Annotated in this window: 18 protein-coding genes; 10 read left to right on the top strand and 8 right to left on the bottom strand. The window is 62.3% G+C overall.

The window, feature by feature from the left end; genetic code table 11:
* Positions 1–118 precede the first annotated feature (118 nt).
* A complete protein-coding gene (gene dtd / locus ACPQ6D_RS06420) occupies positions 119–589 on the top strand; it encodes a D-aminoacyl-tRNA deacylase (protein ID WP_423223469.1) in 471 nt (156 codons plus the stop codon).
* Between the two features lie 168 nt (positions 590–757).
* Entirely contained in the window at positions 758–1,939 is a 1,182-nt protein-coding gene (locus ACPQ6D_RS06425; RefSeq protein WP_423223470.1) for a sigma-70 family RNA polymerase sigma factor, read from the top strand.
* A 13-nt stretch (positions 1,940–1,952) separates the two neighbouring features.
* Here ACPQ6D_RS06425 and amrS read toward each other — a convergent pair whose 3' ends face one another.
* Together amrS and amrB are read right to left on the bottom strand one after the other, a co-directional pair.
* The gene (gene amrS / locus ACPQ6D_RS06430) at positions 1,953–3,092 is read right to left on the bottom strand and encodes an AmmeMemoRadiSam system radical SAM enzyme (RefSeq protein WP_423223471.1); all 1,140 of its coding nucleotides are present in this window, start codon (positions 3,090–3,092) and stop codon (positions 1,953–1,955) included.
* 79 nt (positions 3,093–3,171) lie between these two features.
* Positions 3,172–3,978 (bottom strand): AmmeMemoRadiSam system protein B, encoded by an 807-nt coding sequence (gene amrB, locus ACPQ6D_RS06435; RefSeq protein WP_423223472.1) that lies wholly within the window; start codon positions 3,976–3,978, stop codon positions 3,172–3,174.
* Positions 3,979–4,177: 199 nt separating this feature from the next.
* On the opposite strand from amrB, the gene ACPQ6D_RS06440 reads away from it, so the two are divergent.
* The 3 genes from ACPQ6D_RS06440 to ACPQ6D_RS06450 all read left to right on the top strand — a co-directional run bounded on the left by ACPQ6D_RS06440 (position 4,178) and on the right by ACPQ6D_RS06450 (position 6,589).
* Entirely contained in the window at positions 4,178–4,783 is a 606-nt protein-coding gene (locus tag ACPQ6D_RS06440) for an RNA polymerase sigma factor (RefSeq protein ID WP_423223473.1), read from the top strand.
* Between the two features lie 21 nt (positions 4,784–4,804).
* Positions 4,805–5,356, top strand: a complete 552-nt coding sequence (locus ACPQ6D_RS06445; protein ID WP_423223474.1) for an anti-sigma factor family protein — start codon at positions 4,805–4,807, stop codon at positions 5,354–5,356.
* Positions 5,357–5,446: 90 nt separating this feature from the next.
* Positions 5,447–6,589, top strand: a complete 1,143-nt coding sequence (locus ACPQ6D_RS06450; RefSeq protein ID WP_423223475.1) for a bactofilin family protein — start codon at positions 5,447–5,449, stop codon at positions 6,587–6,589.
* Positions 6,590–6,689: 100 nt separating this feature from the next.
* Here the strand turns inward: ACPQ6D_RS06450 and ACPQ6D_RS06455 are convergent, their stop codons facing one another.
* The 3 genes from ACPQ6D_RS06455 to ACPQ6D_RS06465 form a co-directional block, all read right to left on the bottom strand.
* Positions 6,690–7,724: an AIR synthase family protein gene (locus ACPQ6D_RS06455; protein WP_423223476.1), complete on the bottom strand. Its 1,035-nt coding sequence runs from the start codon at positions 7,722–7,724 to the stop codon at positions 6,690–6,692.
* Positions 7,725–7,729: 5 nt separating this feature from the next.
* Positions 7,730–9,904, bottom strand: coding sequence for an SdrD B-like domain-containing protein (locus ACPQ6D_RS06460; RefSeq protein ID WP_423223477.1), 2,175 nt, complete (start codon positions 9,902–9,904; stop codon positions 7,730–7,732).
* Positions 9,905–10,086: 182 nt separating this feature from the next.
* A complete protein-coding gene (locus tag ACPQ6D_RS06465; RefSeq protein ID WP_423223478.1) occupies positions 10,087–12,930 on the bottom strand; it encodes a cation-translocating P-type ATPase in 2,844 nt (947 codons plus the stop codon).
* Positions 12,931–13,256: 326 nt separating this feature from the next.
* On the opposite strand from ACPQ6D_RS06465, the gene lgt reads away from it, so the two are divergent.
* The 3 genes from lgt (at position 13,257) to ACPQ6D_RS06480 (ending at position 16,723) form a co-directional block, all read left to right on the top strand.
* A complete protein-coding gene (gene lgt / locus ACPQ6D_RS06470; protein WP_423223479.1) occupies positions 13,257–14,096 on the top strand; it encodes a prolipoprotein diacylglyceryl transferase in 840 nt (279 codons plus the stop codon).
* A 392-nt stretch (positions 14,097–14,488) separates the two neighbouring features.
* The gene (locus tag ACPQ6D_RS06475) at positions 14,489–15,679 is read left to right on the top strand and encodes a S1 RNA-binding domain-containing protein (RefSeq protein WP_423223480.1); all 1,191 of its coding nucleotides are present in this window, start codon (positions 14,489–14,491) and stop codon (positions 15,677–15,679) included.
* A 141-nt stretch (positions 15,680–15,820) separates the two neighbouring features.
* The gene (locus ACPQ6D_RS06480; protein ID WP_423223481.1) at positions 15,821–16,723 is read left to right on the top strand and encodes an isoaspartyl peptidase/L-asparaginase family protein; all 903 of its coding nucleotides are present in this window, start codon (positions 15,821–15,823) and stop codon (positions 16,721–16,723) included.
* 1 nt (position 16,724) lies between these two features.
* Here ACPQ6D_RS06480 and ACPQ6D_RS06485 read toward each other — a convergent pair whose 3' ends face one another.
* From ACPQ6D_RS06485 to tilS, 3 genes are all read right to left on the bottom strand, one after another.
* Positions 16,725–17,963 (bottom strand): class I SAM-dependent rRNA methyltransferase, encoded by a 1,239-nt coding sequence (locus tag ACPQ6D_RS06485; protein WP_423223482.1) that lies wholly within the window; start codon positions 17,961–17,963, stop codon positions 16,725–16,727.
* A gap of 71 nt (positions 17,964–18,034) precedes the next feature.
* Entirely contained in the window at positions 18,035–18,241 is a 207-nt protein-coding gene (locus ACPQ6D_RS06490; RefSeq protein WP_423223483.1) for a hypothetical protein, read from the bottom strand.
* A 3-nt stretch (positions 18,242–18,244) separates the two neighbouring features.
* On the bottom strand, positions 18,245–19,771 hold the full coding sequence (gene tilS / locus ACPQ6D_RS06495; protein ID WP_423223484.1) for a tRNA lysidine(34) synthetase TilS: 1,527 nt from the start codon (positions 19,769–19,771) through the stop codon (positions 18,245–18,247).
* A gap of 94 nt (positions 19,772–19,865) precedes the next feature.
* On the opposite strand from tilS, the gene ACPQ6D_RS06500 reads away from it, so the two are divergent.
* Together ACPQ6D_RS06500 and ACPQ6D_RS06505 are read left to right on the top strand one after the other, a co-directional pair.
* Positions 19,866–20,912: an SAM-dependent methyltransferase gene (locus ACPQ6D_RS06500; protein ID WP_423223485.1), complete on the top strand. Its 1,047-nt coding sequence runs from the start codon at positions 19,866–19,868 to the stop codon at positions 20,910–20,912.
* Between the two features lie 158 nt (positions 20,913–21,070).
* A complete protein-coding gene (locus ACPQ6D_RS06505) occupies positions 21,071–21,508 on the top strand; it encodes a phasin family protein (RefSeq protein WP_423223486.1) in 438 nt (145 codons plus the stop codon).
* Positions 21,509–21,645: the final 137 nt, after the last annotated feature.

Here is a 21,645-nt window from a genome sequence, read left to right on the forward strand (position 1 = left end):
CCGATCAGGTCAATTTGACAGCCCCCAAGTCTTGCAGTAGATTCAAAGCAGGTAGATTATAGTCCCCTGGCAGCGAATCGGCAAGCAAATCCGTTTCTTTGTTTCTGAGCAGGTCGTCATGCGAGCACTCATTCAACGCGTTACCCAGGCTGCGGTACATGTCGAAGGCCAAACAGTCGGCGCCATCGGCCAGGGATTGGTCATTCTCCTCGGCATCACCGACGGCGACACCGCGGTCACAGCCGAAAGCCTGGCGCAGAAGATCGCACAGATGCGCATTTTCGGCGACAGCGATGGGCGATTCAATTTGTGCGCTGCCGAGGTGGGGGCTGCGGCGCTGGTGATCTCTCAATTCACCCTCTACGCCGACACGCGCAAGGGGCGGCGCCCCAGTCTCACCCAAGCGGCCAGGCCCGACGTGGCCGCGCCTCTGGTGGAGCGCTTCGCGCAGGCGCTGGAAGGGCATGGACTGCCGGTCAAGCGCGGCGTGTTTGGCGCGCACATGCTGGTTGAGATTCACAACGACGGCCCGGTGACGATCTGGCTCGATTCCGATGATCTGGCGCGCCCCCGCCGTGCGTCGCCCTGAAGCAAGGCAGCGGCAGAGTGCCGGGTTTGCTCCGCCTCATGCCATGGCCGCATCGCCGTGGCCATGGCCTGCACGGGCGCGCCGCCGATTTGCCAAGTCCCATATTACCTGTGGTACAATAGTCAGCGCAGTAGTTCACACTCGCATTCAATTCAGATCGAGGTACGCATGGCCCGAAGCCCTTCCGTGGGCGGTCAGTTCAAATTACCAGATTCCCTTTTGTCGCGTGTACGCGACGGCCGGGTATCACTGGAAGATGTTTTACGCTCGTTTCCGAACGCGAACAAAGATCCAGAAAGCTGGGAAGATGTCCTGGCTGCCCTGAAGGCGGCAGGGATTCAACTGGCAGAACAAGCCGAGGCCGACGCCGGTGTAGACGTTGACGTTGATATTGACGGCGAAGAAGAATACCAGACAACATCGTTAGGTGGAGCTGGCTCTGACCCTTTATCCCTCTACCTGCGCGAGATGGGCCGCACGGCTCTCTTGACCGCCGAGCAAGAGATCAAGTTGGCGCGCGATGTGACGCGCGGTGAAACCCTGAAAGCAGAGTTGGAAAACGCAGCGCTGCCATTGGAGCGCAAGCGCCAAATTCGGTCTGAAATTCAAATCGCCGACGATGCGCGCGACACCCTGATCAAAGCGAACCAGCGCCTCGTCATCAGCGTCGCCAAACGCTACCGCGGCCTGGGCGTTCCCTTTTTGGACTTGATCCAGGAGGGAAATCTGGGGCTAATGCGGGCCGTCGAACGGTTTGACCCCTCGAAAGGCAATCGCCTCTCCACCTATGCCATGTGGTGGATTCGGCAATCCATCATTCGCGCGGTTGCGAACCTGAGCCGCACGATCCGCGTGCCGATTCACGCGGGCGAACGTGAGCGCAAGCTCCGTAAAGTGGCGCAGGAGCTGCAGCAATCGCTCGGACGCACGCCCACCTCGCATGAACTGGCGGCGGAGTTGGGTTTGACGCCGCGCCAGGTGCAGCGCCTGCAGAACATGGGCCAGCAGGCCGTTTCGCTGGATCAGCCAATTCGTGAAGGCGAGTCCGATGGCAGCAGTCTGGCTGACCTCATCGAAGACGAGAACAGCCTGGCTCCGTCAGAACTGGCCGCGCAGCGCCTCTTGCGTGATGATGTGGCCGCGGTGTTGGCAGACCTGAAACCACGCGAAGCTGAGGTCCTGCGCCTGCGCTATGGTCTGGATGGCGAGCATGTGCATACCCTGAAAGAAGTGGGCATCAAGATGAATGTCACCCGTGAACGGGTGCGTCAACTGGAAATGCGCGCGCTGCGCAAGCTGCGTCATCCTCGCATTGGCCGCCGCTTGAAGGGCTATCAGCGCCGCCGCTGACGATCGAAACCGCCTAATTTGCCGATACCCGGCGTCCCTCTTCGATCCCCGACGCAGTACTCGCTTGAACACCCTGCCCCGCCGCGCCGCTGGCGCTCCAGATACCCGGAATACTGGCGCGGCACATCGGGCAGCGCCCATCCGCTGTCACCCTCTGTTCGATGACCCGAAAACCGCGTCGTGCAACCAGGCGGCTTTGGCAATGCGGGCAAAATGTGTGTTCCCAATCATCCAGACGACCAGGCAGGTTTCCGGCATAGACGTAGCGCAAACCAGCCCGCCGACCAATCTCGGCCGCCTTGATCAAATCGCGCCCAGAGGTTTGATCGGGGGTCAGCATCCGGTAATCCTGATGAAAGGCGGTTACGTGCCACGGGATGTCGGGCGACAGGCTGGCGATGAATTGCGCGGCTGCGGCCAGCTCACCAGGGTCATCATTGAAACCAGGGATCACCAGGGTGACAATTTCGAGCCAAAATCCCAATTCAAACACCATGCGGATGCCGTCCAGGACGCGTTCGAGCGCAGTTCCCAACTGGCGATAGTGGCGGGCATTCATGGTTTTCAGGTCCACTTTGTACGCGTCCACCCACGGGCGCAGGTAGGTAAGCACCTCGCGCGTGGCGTTACCGTTGGACACAAAGGCGGTGCGCAGCCCACGCTGCCTTGCGGCCTTGAAGACAGCCACGGCCCATTCGCTGGTGATGAGCGGCTCATTGTACGAGCTGACCACCAACGCTGCGCCTACGCGTTGTCCGATGCGCGCAATCTCCTCGGCGGAGATAATCTGGGGAGATGCGCCGGCCTGATCGTCGCGCAGAGCCTGCGAGGTGAACCAGTTTTGGCAGTAATCGCAGTGCAAATCGCAGCCGAGCATGCCAAAGGTGAGCGCCTGGCTGCCGGGCAGGACATGATTGAAAGGCTTTTTCTCCACCGGGTCGGACTGCAAGCCGGCGACATAGCCGAAAGGTACGCGCAAGACCCCCTCGGCGTTGAAGCGCACCTGGCAGATGCCGCGCCGCCCAGGCCCAATTTTGCATTGGTGCGCGCAGGCTACACAGCGCACCCAACCCGGCTTGTCAGTGAACGGTTGGCCCAAATCGCCGGGCTGCGTCAGCAAATCAAGACGTGAGGCAAGACTGTCGTGTGTCATGAGCCACCCCTCGACCATGACGGTCGTTGCGGAGGAAAACCGGTGCGCTGCGGGTTGATGCCGACGGCGGAGAAAGGCGTCAGCCGGTGTAGGCCACGGCCGCATAGCCCACCACCTTGCGATGGTCGCCAGCCGTGTCGCCCGAGTTGCGGTAATCGAGCAGATGGGGCTGCCAGCCCAGCTGGCGCGCAATCTCCATCAAGGTTAGAATGGGCAGCAGTCCGCACGCTTGCCTGCGCTGCACGCCCGGGCCATCGCCGGACAACAGCGCGTCCAACAGCGCGCGGTCAAGCGCCACAGCCTGCGCGTAGGGATAGTAATGGCTCAGGTCCGAGCTGACAATCAGCAGCACGTCGTCCGCCTGGCGCAGCAGGTTGATCAAGGGCGCGGCGACGATGTTGGGATCCACATGACCAAAGAGCAACGGCACAATGCCGGCGGTGGGTAAAACAAGCTGGAGGAAAGGAAGTTCGACTTCGAGGCAATGTTCGTCCTCATGCGCAGGCTCAAAGATGGCAAACGGCGGGCCATGCGCCAACACCTGCGCGCGGCGTTGCACGTCAACCTGCACAGCGCCCAGAGGGGTGCCAAAGGCGTCAAATGCGCTGACGGCGACGCCGGCCACCGGAAAATGGTGCGCTGGCCCCAATAAGAGTACAGTCGTTGTGGAGTCGGCAAGCGGCGGCAATGTCTTGAAGGCGTTGGCGGCAATCGGCCCAGAATAACGATAGCCGGCATGGGGCGCAATCAGCGCGCGAACGTGATCCAGCGGCGATACCTGCGCCTGATCCAACAGCTGCTGGACCTGACTGCGCAGCCCCGCGGCAGACGCGGCATAGAACAGCCCCGCTACGGCCGGAGGTCTTATCTTCATCTCATTCATCATGATATACCTCATCGCTCAGACAACCGCAGGTTCTGGCTGTAGCTTACACGCATCTGCGCCTGTTGTCAAGAGCAAAATGCCCCGGCGCCCTGACATTCATCCGCTGTCTGAAACCTTTGCGCAAGCCGTGCGTATCAGACACCAGATGATACACGGCGAGTTAACGTCGGGAAGGGTCTTTCTTTCTCAGGACAAAAACGTGAGCAATCCAGAACTGGAGCAGGCCTGGCTTCAACAGGCATTGGCAGGAAATCAACAATCGTTTGGTAGGTTGGTGGAAGCGTATCAAACGCCGGTTTACAACCTGGCCTACCGCATGTTGGGCAACCAGGGCGAAGCCGAAGAGGCTGCGCAAGATACTTTCCTGAAGGCCTTTACGCGTCTGCAAACCTATGACCGAAGCCACAAGTTCTCAACCTGGCTGCTTTCGATCACCTCGCATCAGTGCATTGATCGGCTGCGACGGCGTCGGTTTACCTGGCTGTCTATCGAGGATAACCCGGCAATGGAATGGCTGGCCGGGGACGTGGGACGACCTGATGAATCGGCGCTGCGTCGCGAGGCGGGTGATGAAGTGCGCGCGCTGCTGGATCGCCTGGAACCGACCTATCGCCTGCCGCTCATCTTGCGTTACTGGCATGACCTGTCCTACGAGGAGATTGCCAGCGTGATGGGCATCACCGAAGCCGCCGTCAAGTCGAGGCTGCATCGAGCACGACTGCAGATGGCTGCGCAGCTGACCAAGCGGCCGCCATCCCCAGTCGCCGCCATGACTCGCCAATCCAGCGTGGCGCAAGTTCTGTAGGATCACAGAGGGGTATCTTGTATGCATACGCACATCTCAACCGAACAGCTCTCACTGGCGTTGGACAGGCGCCTGCCGCCTCATGAACAAGCGGCTCTGCATGAACACGTGAGCCTTTGCGCGGCCTGCCGGCAGGAATGGGAGTCCTGGCAAGCGATTGCGAATCGCCTGGAACAGGCGCCGCTGGTCTACCCAGCGCCCGGCTTCGTGCAGCGGTTCGAGAAAAAGCTGCAACAGCGTCAAGCTGCGCAGCACGGGCTGCTGGGCGGCGTTGTCTTGCTGACGGGCTCCATTTCGCTGTGGAGCCTTCTCGCGCTGGTCGGGCTGCTGCTAGGCGCGTCGTGGGTGAGCGCCCACCCATCATGGGCCAGTTCAGCCGTGCAATTCGCAGTGCGCTTCGCGCATGCGCTGCCGCCGGTGCTGGTCTCACTGCGGCTCTTTGTTTACGGCCTGCTGCAAATTCCGACGCCGCTGCTTTCCATCACCCTGGGCGCCGGCCTGCTCACCGTTATGATGATTTGGGCGCGGTTGATCAACTGGCAGCGCAACCGCCTGGCGCCGTTGGCCAGCTAGGCTTGCGAACCCGCGCCACGGAATGTGGCGGCTGGCGCGCGCATGCGCGCAGGCAACGTGAAGTACCCGCAAATCGAGAGGAGATACGTTATGACTATCAAACGAGTGCTGCTCGCGTTCAGCGTTGTGCTGGCGCTGCTCGTCTTAGGCGTCTCGCCGGCCCTGGCCCAAGATGGGGACGGCGGCAAGGTGGTTATTGGGCAAAACTACGTCTTGGCCGCCGGCAACCAACTGCATGGCGACCTGGCTGTCCTGGGCGGCAGCGCCGTGATCGAGGATGGCGCAGAAGTGATTGGCAATGTGGCCGTGGCCGGCGGCTCGCTGACGGTGAGCGGCCGCATTACCGGCGATATCTCGGTCTTTGGCGGCCGCGTTGATCTACGCTCGCCCGCCGTGGTCGAGGGCGATGTAGCAACCTTTGGCGGCGAGTTGACGCAAGAGGAGGGTGCAACCATCAACGGCCAGGTGGTCGAAGGTTTTGGCGCTGGGCGGTCGGCGCAGCCGCCGACCATCACGACGCCGCAGCCGCCGCAGCCCACGTCGCTCTTACGCATCATGCTGAACTACATCTGGCAGGTGTTGGGCGCGATTGGCCTGGCCCTGGCATTGGCGGCGCTTGGCCTGCTCGCCCTGGTGATGTTCCCGCAGCAGACGGAGCGTGTGGCGAAAACGGCTGTCGCAGCGCCGCTGGTCACCTTTGGCGTCGGTGTGCTGACCCTGCTGATCGTATTGGGACTGTCAGCGATCCTGGCCGTGACCATCTGCCTGGCCCCCATCGCCGTTCTGCTGATCCTAATCAGCGCGGTGGCCTGGATCTTCGCCTGGGTGGCGCTGGGCTGGCTGGTCGGCCAGCGCCTGCTGGAGGCGTTCAAGCTGCGCAATCCCAATCCGCTGCTTGAGGCCATCCTGGGCATCTTCTTGATCACCTTGTTGTGGCGCGCCGTACCGTGCCTGGGCTGGTTGTTCTGGTTCATCATCACGTCGCTGGGTTTGGGCGCCATTGTGCTGACGCGCTTCGGTACGCAGGCCTATGCCAGCCGGGCCGCCGCACCGCCGCCGACTCCCCCACAGCCGCCATTCGTGCAGTTACCGTCGCCGACGGCAAACGATCAGACTGTCGCGCCCGCGGCCCCGGCAGCAGATGCGGCCGTCGAGCCGCTGCCGCCAGATTTCTTGAGCGACCTGGAAGACGATCTGCGCGCCGCCAAAGAAGACGAACCGCCAGCCGCATAACGCCAAAGACGCCAGCCGTTCCCACACTCAACGGGCGGCCGCACAAGACCGTGCTTGCAAAGACCTCCGGTTTCTGAGGGAAACCGGAGGTCTTTGCCTATCAGAAGATCTTGGTAACCTCGTCGGCGCTGAACTCACGCAAGGGCGTCCAACCATGCTGCGCATGCCATTCGTGAACCCCCTGCGTTTCTGGCGTCACCTGGCCGATCTGCGTGGCTGGAATCCCGGCCGCGCAACAAGCGGTCACTAACGGCGACGCATCTGCCGGCGCTACCGTGGCAAGCAAGCCGCCGCTGGCGATCGTGCCCAGCGGGTCGAGGCCATAGAGTTGGCACAGGGTCACGGCTTCCGGCAGGATTGGCACTCGCGCCAAATCCACCTCCAGGCCAACGCCGGCCGCGCGTGCGATTTCCCACAGGCCGGTGGCGACGCCGCCCTCAGTCGGGTCATGCAGAGAGTGAATCGGCGCCTGGCGACAGACGAACTGCGCGGCGCGCACCACGCTGATCCCGGGGTCATGCAGGAAGCCCTGCACACGGGCAATGAAGGCTGGGTCAACGCCGCGGCGGCGAAGATCGTCCGCTTTCTCGCGCGCGATCAAGGCCGCGCCTTCGATGGGCGCCTGGCGAATGAAAAGCACGGCGTCGCCGACCTGCGCGCCGGCCGTCATCACCAGGTCGGCGGGCGCAACCTCGCCCAGGAGCGTGCCGCACACCAGGGGGCGATCCAGGCCATGCGTGATTTCGGTATGACCGCCGGCCAGGGCAATGCCCAGCTCAAGGCAGGCGGCATGAATTTGGGCAAAGATAGATTCGACCAGGGCCTCGTCAGTCTGACCTGCGGGGAGCAAGACCGTCGCCAGGAACCAACGCGGTTGCGCGCCCATTGTCGCTACATCATTCGCGTTGACGTTGACCGCGTACCACCCGATTTCGTCGGTGGCAAAGGTGATGGGATCGGTCTTGGCTACCAACAACGTACCGGAAGGCGGCAAAGCCGCGCGGCGATAATCAATCACCGCGGCATCTTCACCGCTGCGCGGGCCAACGAGCAGGCGAGCATCCGACATCGGGAAACGATGCAGAAGCTGGTCGAGCAGCGCGGGCGGCAGTTTTCCGGTCGCAAGCATGGACATACCGGTTACGGGCATCCTTGTTGGCCCCAGGCAGTCGCCGCCGCCGCCACGTCGGCCACATCAATCTCACCGCTGGGCGCCAGGTCATACAGACGGTTCCAGGCCGGGTTGCTGCTGAGCAGCCCGAAACGCCCAGCCACAGCTTGCACATCGTTGACGCCCACCTGACAGCTGCAGTCAATGTCCGCGGCCAGGCAGGCCGCATAGGTCACGCGCAGTTTGGCTGCATACACGGGGTTGCCTTCATAGGCGATGGCATCAAAGTAGCCCGCGTTCGTGGGGTCGCTGGTCAAAAGCAGCGCCAACGCGTTGCCGCTCTCCCAGCCGGGCCGATTGACCACTTCCTGCACCAGGCTGCTGATGTCGGGCGAGGCAGCCCAATCAAGCGGCTGGCTGCTGTTGACTGTCCAGGTGGCCTGCGCCGCCGTGCGCGGCATCTGCAGGGGCGGGGTGTTGGCGAAGTTAGGCGCATTGTCGAGCGCGGCGCCTTCGATTTTGAGCGTCACTGATGGGAAGGCGGCCGGGTGGTAGGTGCGATAGAGCAGCACGACCGCGTCCAGGATGCGCACGTGGAAGGGAATGTCCACCTGGCCAAAACGCACGCCGCTCACCAAGTGATTGCCGGATGAATTGCCCAAACGCAGGACCACGCTGGTCAAGTCAACCAGGCCGCTGCTGAGACGCTGGGTCGCATCGTCGTTGCCGGCCGCGACTTGTTCGATGATGGGGGTTGGCGTCGGGACAGGCGCGATGAGCGTATCGGGAAAATCCACGAGCTGCGTGCTGCCGGCGAGCACCTGGATGTTCACCAGGTTGGAAGAGGGCGGCGACGTGTAACCGGGCGGGTCAGTCTCCTGGAGGCGATAGCTGCCCGCTGGTACGTTACGAAAGGCGAAGGCGCCGTCCGCGCCGGTGGTTACGCTGCTGACCAACGTACTGTCAGGCAGTAAAAGATCTACCCTGGCGGCCGCCAGGCCAGGTTCACCGGGGTTGCGCGTCCCATCGCCGTTCAAGTCGTTGAAAACAAACCCGGCGACATGTCCGGTGTTGGGCAGAGGCGTTGGCGTACCGGTCGGGGAGGCCGTGGGGGTTGGCGTGACGGTGGGGGTCGGCGTCAGGGTGGGGGTGTCGGTGGGCGTGGGCGTGGGGGCAGGGCCGCTGGCGTAAACCAGGATTTTGCCATCGTGCGTCACGGCCCAACCGTGGCCAGCATCTACAAAGTCAACTTCCCAGATCAATGCCGTCGCGGGGATATCGGTGATGCGCGTCCAGGCGCCGCCGGCGTTGGTCGTATGATACATACGGCCCTCGTAGTTTTCATTGCCCAAGCGAAAGCCGCCGACCGCCCAGCCCTCCTGCGTGTTGACCATCTCGATGTCGAACAGGTCCACGCTGTTGATGGACAACTGCGTGGAGAAGGTCAGGCCGCCATCGGTGGTATAGTAGATCAAGCCGCCCTGCCCAGCAAAATAGCCGGTTGTCGGGCTGAAGAAGTGCAGACCGAGCAAGTCGCCTTGCGGCGCAAAGCGGCGCGTCCACGACGCGCCGGCATCGGTGGAGATGGCCATCGTGGCGCCATTGCCCGCGCCATAGCAAGTGCTCCCAAAACAGGTGAACTCCCAAATCACTACACTGCCGCCGGGGAAGAACTCGTTCCAACTGGCGCCGCCATTTGTCGAACGAAACGATTTCCCATTAGTGCCGCCAGCGAAAACCAGGCTGCTGCTGCCGAAGTACGCGGTGTACAGATAGCCGCCATAATCGGGCATCGCGGAGAGGGCCCACGTCGCGCCGCCATCGCTGGTGCGAATCGCCTGGCCCGTGATACCGACGCTCAGGCAGGTCAATGTCGAAAGGCAATCAATGCCGCCTTGCCAGCCAGAGACCTGGGCCGGCACGTTGAGTCGTGTCCAGGTCGCGCCGCCGTTCGTGGTCTTGAGCACATAAGGGTTCCCCTGCACGCCCCAATCGGGACCGCCCACCGCATAGCCGATATCGGTATTCAGCATCTTGATGCCGCGCAGGGTGATGCCCTCCGGGGCCTGATACTGCACCGTCCAAGAAGCAAGCGGCGCCGCGGCCGCCGTCGAAGTCGAAACAGTCAGCGGCACGGCGGCCGCGGCGACAATCAAGGCGCAGAGGCAAACGCCAATCAATACCATGTGCAAACGTACAGTCATCGGTCACAATCTCCTTTGCAGATGCGGCGATTCTACCATACACCTGCAGCTTCATCAAACGTTTGTCAAGCAGCCATGCGAATGTTCTTACTATCTCGTGCCAGCTACCCATACGCGGGGCGCACAACGGCGAATGAAAACAGAAATCCGCGGCAATCCGTGCTTATCCGCGGCTCATTATTTCAGGCCGGCGCCGCGCGTCGGCGCTGATCAGCCCAGCGCAAGACGAACTTGCTGATCTCGGCCACCAGGGCTGGCACGAGCGCCAAGGGGATGACCAGCTCCCATTGCGCCGCGGTCAAGGGAACGGTGTTGAACGGGCCATTGAGGAATGGCACGAAGATAACCGCGATGGTCAAGAGGATCGAAACGCCAACAGCCATTTGCATCCACTTGTTGGTAAAAAAGCCCAGCCGCAGCAGAGGATAACGCTCGGAGCGTGAGGTGTAAGCGATCGGCAGCTCTGCCAGGGCGAGCGTCGCGAACGCCATCGTCTCAGCCAGGTCTTGGCCGTGCTCCCGTAAGCCAACCCAAAACGCGGTCAACACCACCGCGGTCAGCGCCACAGTCATGATAGCGATGCGAATCAACATGATGCGGTTGATGATCGGCTCGCGCGGGGGGCGCGGCGGCTGCTGCATGACATCTGGATCGCCTTTCTCCATGCCCAGGGCCAGCGCCGGCGCGCCATCCGTCAAAAGATTGAGCCAGAGCAGTTGAATGGCGGTCAAGGGGGGCGGCCAACCAGCCAGCGCGGCGATGAAGATGATCGCCACCTCAGCCACGTTACAGCTCAGCAGATAGAACACAAACTTGCGGATGTTGCTGTAGATGATGCGTCCTTGCTCCACCGCGCCCACAATCGAAACATAGTTGTCATCGGTCAACACGATGTCAGCCGTTTCTTTGCTCACATCAGTGCCGGTGATGCCCATGGCGATGCCAATGTTCGCGCGCTTGAGCGCCGGCGCATCATTGACGCCATCGCCCGTCATCGCCACCACCTCATCACACGCCTTGAAGGCTTCGACGATGCGCACCTTGTGCTGCGGGCTGACACGCGCAAAAACGTCAGTCTGCTCGATGACGCCAACGAGTTGGGCGTCGCTCATTGCATCAATTTCAGCGCCTGTATGAATCTGGCCCTGCGGCCGCAGCAGGCCAATTTGCTGGGCAATGGCGCGCGCCGTCTGCGAGTAGTCGCCGGTAATCATCACGGTGCGCAGGCCAGCCGCGCGCGCCTTCGCCACGGCCGGCGCAACTTCTGGCCGCGGCGGATCAATCATCCCGATCAGGCCGATGAACACCAGGTCATGCTCCACCGTCTCCGCGGTGATGGAGGCCGGGAGTTCCTCGAGATAGCGATAGGCCACGCCTAGCACACGCAGTGCCTGCGACGCCATGCGTGCGTTGGCCGCGTGGATCTCAACCTGGTCATGGGCCTCCATCGGCAACGCGCCTTTGCGATGGAGTAACGACGAAGACTGCGCCAGGAGCAGGTCAGGAGCGCCCTTGACACAGACGACGTAACCTTGAACGCCCGGTTGAAACGGACTGCCGTCATCCTCCGTGATCGAATCCAGCCTGTGGATGGTGCTCATGCGCTTACGCTCGGCGTCGAACGGCGCCTCAGCCACGCGTGGATAGCTCTTCTCCAGGTTACGCCGCCACAGGTCTGCCTTGGCCGCGGCGACAATCAAAGCGCCTTCGGTGGGATCGCCGACCATGCGATAGGAGGCCTTGCCATCCATGCTGCCTGATTCTTCGAGATCAGCATCATTGGCCAGCGCAGCCGCCCACAGCAGGCCGGCCACTTCCACGTCGTCACGCACATCCATTTGCCGGTTGTCGCGATCAGGGCGTCGGAAAAGGCCCTCCGGCTGGTACCCCCCGCCTTCGATGGTCAACTCCGCGTGGTGCACCCACAGGTGAACGGCTGTCATCTCATTTTGGGTCAACGTGCCGGTCTTGTCGGAGCAGATGACCGTGGCAGAGCCGAGCGTTTCGACCGCAGACAGCTTGCGAATCAGGGCATGGCGGCGAATCATCTCACGCATGCCCAGCGCCAGGCTGATCGTCACGATGGCAGGCAGGCCTTCTGGTACGGCGGCAATCGCCAGGCTGACCGCAATCAAGAAGACCTCCACCAACTTGGCCTCGAACGCTTGCAGGTAAGCCAGGACGCCGCCATTGGCGGAAAAGATCAGCCGCAGGTCGGTGTCCCGTATGACGGAGACGACAAAAACGCCGAGGCAGATCAGGAGGGCCGCAGAGCTGAGGGTTTTGCCCAGTTCTTCGAGGCGTCGCTGGAGAGGCGTCGGTTCTTCTTCGAAAGATTGGATCATATCGGCAATCAGGCCGATTTGCGTCCCCATGCCCGTGCTGACGACAAGACCTTTGCCGCGACCGTAGGTGACGAGCGAGCTCATGTACGCGGCATTGTGACGATCGCCCAAAGGAATGTCACTGGCCAATGTCACGCTGGCCTGTTTCTGCACCGCGACCGATTCGCCGGTGAGCGAGGCCTCATCAATCTTGAGATTGATCGTCTCAACCAGGCGTAAATCGGCTGGCACATAGTTGCCCGCTTCGAGCAGGACCACGTCGCCTTGCACCAACTCGCGGGCAGGCACCTTCTGCCGATGCCCGTCGCGCAGCACCTCGGCTTCGGGCGCGGCCATCTTCTTCAGCGCGTTCAGCGCCTGCTCGGCCCGGCTCTCCTGCGTCACGCCCAGGACGGCGTTGAGGACCACGATGGTCATGATCAAGCCGGCTTCGACCCAATCTCCGAGTAGGGCCGAGACCACGCTGGCAACAATCAAGAGGACGACGACAAAACTGCTGAGCTGCTCATAGACGAGTTTCCAGAACGGCGGCCGTGGGCGTTCACGCAATTCGTTGTGGCCCTGGCGCTGTAGACGCGCGGCGGCTTCCTGTGACGTCAGGCCGCTGTCGAGGCGTGTCTGCAAATGGGAAATGACGGACTCAAGGGGTTGGCTGTGCCATGAGATCGGCTGTGGCGGCATCTGACATTTCCTCCAGCTTGCGGGGTGATAGTACTGCGCTGCAAACTCAGCGCAGTATACTACAAAACCGTGGGCGCTCCAATCATACCTGGATGGATCAATCATCTTTGACAAGGCGCGCGGGCGCGGTTACAATTCAGCGCCTCGCAGTCAACCGGGCGTTGGCTGCGATTAACGCGTGTGAAAAGGGGTGCATTGACTAAATGCATTCCCGGCAGATGCACATGGCAACAGGCGCGCAGCGCGCCTTCATCGTGGGTGCATAAGCGGAGTCTATAGCCGCTTGCATCTCGTTGCGCTAACAAACATACGGGGTGGAGGAATAGGTGGATCCGGTTGCCATTCGAATTGGGTCGGTTGCCCTCGTGCGCTGGTACGGCCTGCTGATTGTGGGAGGCGCTATTCTGGCAGCCTTTATTGGCAGCCAGGAAGCGAAACGCCGCGGGGAAGATCCAGATCACATCTGGTCAGCCTTCATGTGGTGTCTGATTGGCGGCATCATTGGCGCGCGCCTGCAATTCGTGATCACGGCGTCGCTCGAAAACCCTGCTTATCTGCAGATGTATTTGGCCAATCCGCTGAACATCATCAACACGCGCGAGGGGGGCGTTGGCATTTTTGGCGCGTTGGGCGGCGGCCTGCTCGCGTACTATCTGTACACACGGCGCAACGGGCTGCCGTTTTGGCAGTGGGCCGACATCGCCATCCTGGGGCTGCCTTTTGCCCAGGCCGTTGGCCGTTGGGGCAACTTCTTCAACCAGGAGTTGTATGGTGGACCGACGAACCTGCCCTGGGGCATCGCCATTGACTGTGCGCACCGCGTGACTCCCTACCTCTGCCCCCCCCTTGGGGACTTCACCGAGGCCACGCGCTTTCACCCGACGTTTCTGTACGAATCGCTCTGGAACCTGTTTGTTGGACTGGCGCTGCTCTATCTTGCGCGACGGTTTGCCCGTCAATGGCCCGCGGGCTCGATCTTCAATCTGTATGTGGTAGCCTACCCGCTGGGGCGCTTCTTGGTGGAATTCATCCGCCTGGGCACCCCGCTGGCTTTGGGATTGACCTTGGGTCAGTTTTTCTCGCTGGCCGCAGGCCTGGCCGGTCTGTCCGTCTTCATTTTGCGTCTACGACGGGCGGCGAGCGCAGAACCCAGCGCGTCCGCTTGACAGGCCTGGTCGGCGCAACGCAGGCCGCCCCCCCCACCGCGCGCCGCCGTTCAGAGAATCGGCGGGTCACGCAACGTCCACGGCGTTATTTGCGCGAAGGCGGTTGATGGGTTTGACACACAGCAAGAACGTCTGTATAATTGCGCCGTTAATTGCTAGAATAGTATAATTGCTCGCACGCCCCAATGCCCGCCATTTCCGTTGATCGTGCAGTGCTCTTCCGTGGTTGGACAGGCACAAAGTTAGGCACTCGCTTCGGCATGGCCCGCGCGCATGAATGGTGCTAGTTACCCATGGGTGTGAGATAAAGAAGCAGGCGCTGCCATTCATGACAGCGCCTGGGTATGAAGTGAGGAAGCACTGTGCAGGAAAATCTTCAGGAAACAAACACCATGACCGCCACCGGTGACACGGAAAGTACTCCCGTGGAACCAACCGCAGATCAGCCGATTGCGGATGCAGCAACCGAAGCCCCTTACGATACCGAAAGACCCGCAGATCAGCCGATTGCGGATGCAGCAACCGAGGCCCCTTACGATACCGAAAGACCCGAAGCCCAGGAGGGTTCCGCTGACCGCAGCGGTCGCCGTCGTCGCACGCGCGGCAATGGCCCTGGCGTCCTTCCCATCCGCGTGATCCCGCCCAAAAAAGTAGTTAAGGTCCTCAGCGTTGGAATGGAAATCGAGGGCGTAGTACGACGCGTGGCCGAATTTGGTGCATTCATTGACATCGGCGTCGGCACAGATGGCCTCGTGCACATCTCTGAGTTGTCCACGGGACGCGTCGGCAAGGTCAGCGACCGACTCAAGGAAGGCGATCCGGTCAAGGCCTGGATCAAGGAACTTGACCGTGATCGCAATCGCATCAGCCTGACGCTGATTGAACCAGGCACCAAGACCATCCGCGATTTGCAAGAAGGCGAGTTGGTCAAAGGCATTGTCACGCGCGTTGTGCCCTATGCCGCGTTCCTCGACATTGGCATTGGCCGGGATGCGATGCTGCACATCCGCGAAATGTCAGACAGTTTCGTGCGACGCGTCGAAGATGTGGCCAACGTCGGCGACGAGTTGGAAGTCAAAGTCCTCAGCCTGGATCGCCGCCGCCAACGCATTGACCTCAGCCTGAAGGGCCTCCGACCAGAAGAAGCCGTCATGGCCGCTCCAGAGTTGGTGGTAACCGAGGAGATGGGGGAGCGACCGCGCACAGGCGATGCCCGTGGGCGTGGGCGTTCCAACGAGGAAGTCCCTGACATGGAGACCCGGCGTGAGCGTGAACCGCGCGGCGGTCGCAGCGACCGCAGCAGCAACGGCGCCGATCGGGGCGAACGTCGCTCCCGTCGCGACCGCGGCAGTGGACGTGAACGCGACAAGGAAGAATGGCACGACTACCTGAAAGACGACGAAGAGGCCGGCCCCACCGCCATGGCCCTCGCCCTGCAGGCTGCCATGGTGCAGGACGCGGAGCAGGACACTCGCCGTCAAAAGCGGTTGGAGAAGGACCGCGATCGTCGCCGCCAGGATGATTTCCGCACGGAACAAGAAGACATCGTCGCACGCACGTTGCGCTTGCGCCAGGCTGCCTGATCTCCAGATTTCAGCCGCTATGGGCTGATCAGCGCTCTTGCCGCAAATTTTTTATGTCAATTCGGTTTGCAGCCCGGTGATTTCGATCACCTGGCTGCAAACCGTTTCTTTTATTCATCGCACCAAAGGACAATAGCCGCCATGCCATTTGCCATCGTGGTTCACGGGGGCGCCGGTGACATCCCTGACGCGCAGCGCACAGAACGCGCGGCGGGAATCTACCAGGCCGTGAAAATTGGCTATGATCAACTGGCGACTGGCGCTCGGGCCCTAGACGCCGTGCAAAGCGCGGTCATGCTCATGGAGGATTTGCCGATCTTCAACGCCGGCCGTGGATCGTGCTTGACGAGCGCAGGCACAATCGAGATGGACGCTGGGTTGATGGATGGTCGCGACCTCCGGGTTGGCGCGGTGGCAAGCATCCGCCATGTGGCTCATCCCATCGCCGTGGCGCGGCTCGTCATGGACAAGAGCGATCACATCCTCTTTGCCGCGGCTGGCGCGGATGCCTTTGCGCAAGCGCACGGCGTGGAAAAGGCGCCCCTGGCCGCGCTGCTGACAGCACGGCGCCGCCAGGAACTGGAGCAGATGAAAGCCGCAGGACTGGTCGCCGCCGTTCCCGACCATCCCCGCGCCGCGGCTGACACGGTAGGCGCCGTGGCGCTAGATTCTGAGGGGAACGTGGCCGCGGCCTGCTCCACCGGGGGAATGTCAATGAAAAAACCAGGGCGCGTAGGCGATTCCCCGCTGCCCGGCTGCGGCTACTATGCTGATAGCCTGATCGGCGGCTGCGCGACGACAGGTTGGGGCGAGACCATCGCACGCGTGGTGTTGGCGCGCCGCGCCGTGGAAGGCATAGAGCGCGGGCTTGATCCCCAGGCTGCGGCGCAAGCAGCCCTGGCCTTTCTGGCTCAGCGCACAGGCGGTTGGGCCGGCCTGATCGTTCTCAGCCGGCAAGGCCAGGTGGCCGCAGCCTTCAATTCAGTCGCCATGACGCACGCCTGGTGGCGCAGCGATATGATCGAGCCAACGGTAGTCGCCTAGTTTACCAGACCTGGCACAGCAGCCCCTTGAGATACTCGCCTTCCGGGAAGCTCAGCAGTACAGGATGATCAGCGCTGTGCGTGAACCGTCCGCTGACTTGGACGTCACGGCGCGCATCGAGCGCCGCGCCAAAGATCACTTTCTGGAACAGGTCAGCGCTGACCAGGCCGGAGCAGGAAAAAGTGGCCAGCAATCCGCCGGGGCGCACCAACTGCAAAGCCAACAGGTTGATGTCTTTGTAGCCACGCGTGGCCGCTAAGACCTGCGCCTGGGAATGGGCAAACTTGGGCGGGTCCAAAATCACCGCATCGAACGCGACTCCCTGCCCGCGCAGATCACGCAAAACCTGGAACACATCGCCTGCCACGCCGCTGGCCTGCTGGTCGGGATCAAAGCCATTGCGACGTAGATTTTCCTCTGCCAACACCAACGCAGGATAGGAGCTGTCCAGGTTGGTAACGTGTGCGGCGCCAGCGGCCAGCGCGTAGACGCCAAAAGCGCCGGTGTAGGAGAAACAGTTCAGCACACGCGCGCCGGGCATGGCCGCGAGCGCGCGGGCGAGATGCGCCCGGTTTTCACGCTGATCCAGGTAGAAACCGGTTTTCTGACCTTCAGCCAGGCTGACTCCAAACTGCAGCCCATTCTCAGTGATCCACAACGGCGATGGCGGCGCCAGGCCAGACAATAGCCCGCTGGCAGGCGGTAAGCCTTCATGACTGCGCACATCCACATCCGAACGCTCGTAGATGCCGGCCGGGGTGAGCAGTTCGTTCAGAAGACGCACGAACAAATCCTGACGCTGAGCCGCGCCCACCGTCAAGAACTGCACGACAAGCCAATCGCCATAGCGATCAACAATCAAGCCGGGCAGCCCATCGCTCTCGGCGTTGACCAGGCGATAGGCATTCGTAGCCTGGTTGGCGGCCAGGGCCTGGCGCGCATGAAACGCGCGCTGTAGACGACCGCGCCAAAACTCGTCGTTCACGGTTTCATCGGGCTGCCAGGTTAGCAGGCGCACCGTGATCTGCGAACGGCGGTTGAGATAGCCGCAGGCCAACCATTGCCCACCCGCATCAAAAACCGACACCAAGTCGCCATCCGCCGGCTCGCCACCGATGTGCGCCATTGCGCCAGAAAAGACCCAGGGATGACGCTGGCGCACAGGCTTGTCTTTGCCCGGTTTCAGCACAACGTGCGGCTGCTTCATGCGCAGCTCTGCGCCAACCTCAGCTTTCCCCATGCAAACCGTCTCCTGTGTGTTTTCCCATGCCTGATTCAGTTTCCAATCTTCGGCGCGCGGTCCGCCGGCTTTCAATTCTCTTCCCAGCCATAGTCGCTCAGCTGGATAATGCGCGCCGCAGCGCCCGCGCCCAACGTGAGGCGCCGCGTTTGCAGATCAAACTGAAACGGCGTAATCCGATCAGCCTGCACGAACTGCCCGCTGACCTTGGCTGCCGTGTGCTCAGTGAGACGTAAGGTCCCACGATGGTCGCGCGCCCAGAGGATGAGTGGTCGCATGGTTCAATCTCCATCTGCGGCCGCGTAGCGCCAGGTCAAGCATAAGATGCGCGGCGTAGTCGGCTGCACGCGCGCATGATCGTCAATGCGCAGGCCGCACAGCCAGGCAATGCCCTGCGCGCCGACGAGCAGCGGCCAGCGCGGTCGCAGCGCGGCCGGCAGCTTGTGGTTGATCATGAAGGCGTTGAGCGAGGTGCGGCGCCCCCCCAGGCCAAGCGGGCGCAGCCAGTCGCCCGGCTGGCGGGGGCGCAGAACGGGCGCGGGGCCGACTACGTCAGCATCGAGAAACGCACGCCAGGGCTGATTCTCCGTTTGCCACCCCGAGGGCAACTCATCGGGTCGTCGAATCTCAGCCTCCACGCGCCAGCCGCTGAACGGCAGGCGCGTGACACCCGGCATGATCACCGGGAGACTTGGCATGACCAACTGCGGCCCAGCACGGTCGTCCGGTCGGGCATCGGCATCAGCCACCGTGAAGGTGGTGTAGCCAACAGTCAGCGCCAGCCCACGCGGCAGGGTAACGCATTGGCCGGTGACGCAGGTGGGGCTGACGAGCAGACGCCGCGCGCGCTCGACATGCTCAAAACCCACATCGCGCAGGCCAGGGCGCAGGCGGTGAATCGCTTCGCGCAGCAGGCTGCGCTGCCAGGCCACCTGCAGCTGGCGCCAGGGCGCCAGGGCGAATGTGATCCCGCCGACGTCACTGGGCATAATCACCTGCGGCCAGAGAGTCGCCAGCATCTGGCGCAGCGCCTGCTGTTCATCGCTGATCACCTGCGCCGATCGGCGCAGCGCCGCACGCACGCCCGGGTTGTAGGTTTCCAACACAGGCAGCAGTTCATGGCGCAGGCGATTGCGAAACAGGGTCACATCCAGGTTGGTGCGATCCATACGCGGCGTCAGGCCGTGTTCCTGGCAGTAGGCCTCGATGTCCAGCCGGGGCACATCGAGCAAGGGGCGCACCAGGCGCAAGCCGCCCTCAGCCGGCGCGCCAGCCAGCGCATCCAGTGGACTGTCCACCACGGCGCGCCCCCAGGGCGGCCGGGGCAGCGGGCTGAGCGGCAACATGCCGCGCAGACCTGACAATCCGCTGCCACGCAAGAAGTGCATGAGAATGGTTTCCACCTGGTCATCGGCGTTATGCGCCACGGCGACCGTGCCGCTGCCAACCGCAAGCGCAACCTCGCCCAGAAAATTATAGCGCGCACGTCGCCCCGCCTCTTCCACCGAGAGGCTGTCGCGGCTGACTGCTGCACGCACATCAGCCCGGCCGATGGTGCAGGGCAGATTCCAGGCCGCAGCCAGGTCGGCCACAAAGGCGGCATCCGCATCGGCCTCCGCGCCGCGCAAACCATGATGCAGATGCGCAACATGGATGCGCGGTGCGTGCGTAGGCGGCAAATGGCAGAGAACGTGCAAGAGGCATAGCGAATCAGCGCCGCCTGAGACGCCGACGACCACCAAAGCGCCAGGGCTGAAAAGGGCAAAATCGCTGATTGCGGCGGCCGCGGCCGCCCGAACATCCATCATGCCGGCTATTGTAGCACGGTGCAAAAGCCTCACCAAAAGCAGCGCCAACCACACACGATTTGCTGCCTGCCTGGGCGCAAGGTACAATCGAGGCATGGAAAACGAACACACGCCATCACACGTCATTCTTTCTGCAGCGCCCGCTTCGGAAGCTGCTGCCGTCGCCGAGCTGCGCCGCGTCGCCGCGGACGCCGAGGTGGTGCGCCGGCTGGAGCCTGGCACGCTGCTGGTCGCGGTCAACGATCCGCTCCACACGCTGCTGCCGGCCTGGCAGCAAGCGCCGCCCATTTGGGTGCGGCATGTGCATCCCGTCCACGCCACGGCGCCGTTCTTGGAAGGTGAACCGGGTCTTGTCCGCCTGGAAGAAATCGCCAGACCATTGGCGGCCGCGCTGGACGCAGCCCTCCCTTTCTCCGTGCAGAGCCGCCTGGTAGGCGATGGCCCGTGGCCGCAGCAGCGTTTCGATATCAATCAACGCCTGGCAACCCTGCTGCAAACGCTGACCGGCGCTCCGCTCGATGTGCGTGCGCCAACCCAGGTGCTCTCGCTGACGGCCACCGCGGAGCGAGCCTACCTCGGCATTTCGCCAGTCAGCCTCAATTTGAGCGCCTGGTCAGGCGGGCAGATGCGCTTTGCGCGTGAGGAGGGCGAGCAGATCAGCCGCAGCGAGTTCAAGCTGCTGGAAGCGCTGGATGTATTCAAACTGGAGCTGCCGACGCGCGGCGCCGCGCTCGACCTGGGGGCCGCGCCCGGCGGTTGGACGCGCATCCTGCGCCTGCGCGGCCTGGATGTCGTTGCCCTGGACCCCGCAGAGCTGGACGGCCGCCTGCTCAATATGCCTGGCGTGCGCCATGTGCGTTCACTGGTGCAAAATTTCGATCCGGGCGCGCAGCGCTTTGTCGTTGTCACGAACGACCTGCGCATGGACGCCCTGGCTTCGGTGCAGGTGATGACCCGTGCGGCCGCCTGGCTGCAGCCGGGCGGCCTCGGTCTCATCACCCTCAAGCTGCCTGCACAACAGCTGGAAAGCCTGGTCGCGCGGGCGCTGAATGATCTCAAGGTTGCGTACCGCATCGTGGGCGCACGTCAGCTTTTTCATAACCGACAAGAGATCACGGTCGCGCTCAGAAGCAGGCGTTGATCGGTTTGCGATAAAAAAATCCGCGTCGTGCTTGACATCGCCGCAGAACCATGTTATAATCGCTTATGACGCGATGCGTTATAGTTTAACCACCATCGCTCTGAGACCAATCGTCTGCCCGATGCATCATGCAAACGCAACGATAAGGAGAAACGATTATGGCACAGAAGAAAGTGACAGAACAAGTTGTGGAGCAAGCCGAGAAGGCTGTAGAAGTTGTCAAGACCGAAGTCGCAGAGACCACCGAGAAAGCAACACCGCTGTTCGAAACGGTGCATCGGGTCCTGCTGGCAGGCGTCGGCGCCGTGGCGCTGACGACCGATGAAGTTCAGGATTTCGTGGATCGCCTGGTCGAGCGCGGCGAAATCGCCGAACGCGACGGCCGCAAGCTGGTCAAGGATGTCTTGTCCCGCCGCAACGGCGCGGAGAAGCAAGTCGAGAAGAGCGTCGAGAACGCCTCCAACATGGTTGAAGAGCAGATCGAGAAGATCCTCAACCGGTTGAACGTTCCCACCAAGCACGACATCGAAGAACTGGGTAAGAAGATCGCCCACCTGACGAAGAAGGTAGACGATCTGAAGAAGACGCCCGCCTGAGCATGCGCGCCGGATGGCGCCATTGCATGTTTTTCCATACCAGGTTTCCAGCCTGCCATCACCGCAGCGCCGCGAAGCCTGGTTTTGTTTTTGGCGAACTGTTTGACACAACGCGGCAAGCCCATTATAATGAGAGC

This window comes from Candidatus Amarolinea aalborgensis (assembly GCF_900491745.1).
GTDB classification, from domain to species: Bacteria; Chloroflexota; Anaerolineae; order SSC4; family Amarolineaceae; genus Amarolinea; species Amarolinea aalborgensis.